The 1,543-nt window shown below is 59.2% G+C and carries 2 protein-coding genes; one reads left to right on the top strand and one right to left on the bottom strand.

All coding sequences use genetic code 11. The features are described 5' to 3' along the window. Positions 1–890 (bottom strand): sodium-dependent transporter (locus AC1DSG_RS31035; protein ID WP_477794275.1); only part of this gene is annotated, 890 nt, incomplete at its 3' end. A gap of 118 nt (positions 891–1,008) precedes the next feature. Between AC1DSG_RS31035 and smpB the strand changes: the two genes are divergently transcribed. Continuing rightward, positions 1,009–1,491, top strand: coding sequence for an SsrA-binding protein SmpB (smpB, locus tag AC1DSG_RS31030; RefSeq protein WP_007942908.1), 483 nt, complete (start codon positions 1,009–1,011; stop codon positions 1,489–1,491). The last annotated feature ends 52 nt before the right edge of the window (positions 1,492–1,543 follow it).

The raw sequence follows: 1,543 nt of genomic DNA, 5'->3' as shown, positions 1-1,543 counted from the left end.
CTGACAAACATCAGGCCAGGGCCTTCGCTTGGGTTCAGACCCGCGGCGAACACAATCGGAAACAAAGCCAGACCGGCGACCAGCGAAACGAACGTATCGAGCAGCGCCACGCCGACGATAGTGCCGGAAATCGACGAGTGCTTCGGCATGTAAGCGCCGTAGATCATGATCGAGCCGACACCCACGCTCAGGGAAAAGAACGCGTGCCCCATGGCGGGCAGCAAACCGTCGAGGACTTTTTCCGGGTGGAAGTCGAACATGAAATGCACACCCTCCATGAAATGGCCGGTGGTCATGCTGTAACCCAGCAGCACGATGACCATCACAAACAGCAGCGGCATCATGATGCGCAAGCTGCGCTCAAGCCCGGCGACCACGCCTTTGGCGATCACGATGGCCGACAGCAGCATGAAAATCGTGTGCCAAAGTGTCAGGCGCCACGGGTCGGCGATCACATTGCCGAAGTACGCGCCGACCTGATCAGCCGTCACCCCCTGAAAATCGCCACGCCCCATGTCGATGATGTAATCCAGCGACCAGCCGCCGACCACGCTATAGAAAGACAGGATCAGCAATGCCGTGATCATCCCGGCGAAAGCGCCCCAGGACCACTTGGCCGAGTGCCCCGCCTCCAGCGCCAGCACCTTCAAGGCGTTGGCCGGACTTTGCCGGGCACGACGGCCGATCAGTGTTTCAGCCAACATGACCGGCACGCCGATCAGCGCGATACAGACCAGGAACATCAGCACGAAAGCCCCGCCGCCGTAGACGCCGACCATGTACGGGAATTTCCAGATACTACCCAGGCCCACGGCCGAACCGGTCGCGGCGAGTATGAAGACCCAGCGGCTAGCCCAACTGCCGTGGACAGAAACCTTGTCTGTCGACATCGTTATCACGCCCAAGCGTTCAAAAAAGAGGCCGCATTGTCCGGGATTCAATCAACCTGCTCAAGCACGTAGCGATACCGTAGCCGACTCGCGCGCAACTCCCTATAATGCCGCCCCTATGGCTAAACAGAAGAAACACCCCACAGGGACCATCGCGCAGAACAAAAAGGCGCGACACGATTACTTCATCGAGCATAAGTTCGAGGCTGGTCTGGTCCTGGCCGGCTGGGAAGTAAAAAGTTTGCGGGCAAGCAAGCTGCAACTGGTCGACAGTTACGTGCTGCTCAAGGATGGCGAAGCCTGGCTGCTCGGCAGTCACATCACGCCGCTGATGACCGCCAGCACCCACGTCATTGCTGACCCGACCCGTACCCGCAAATTGCTGCTCAACCGTCGCGAGCTGGAAAAGCTGGCCACCGCAGTGCAGCAAAAAGGTTACGCCTGCGTGTGCCTGTCCTGGTATTGGAGCAAGCACATGGTCAAGTGCGAGATCGCGCTGGGCAAGGGCAAGAAGGAATACGACAAGCGTGACACCGAACGCGAACGCGACGCCGGTCGTGAATTGGCGCGTGCGGTGCGTAACAAGGGCAAGGAAGATTAATTTCCTACCCTGATCGTTCCCACGCTCCGCGTGGGAATGCATCCCGTGACGC

The organism is Pseudomonas sp. P5_A12 (genome assembly GCF_056400685.1).
The sequence above is the reverse complement of the archived record's forward strand: the minus strand, read 5'-3'. Positions and strand labels throughout refer to the sequence as shown.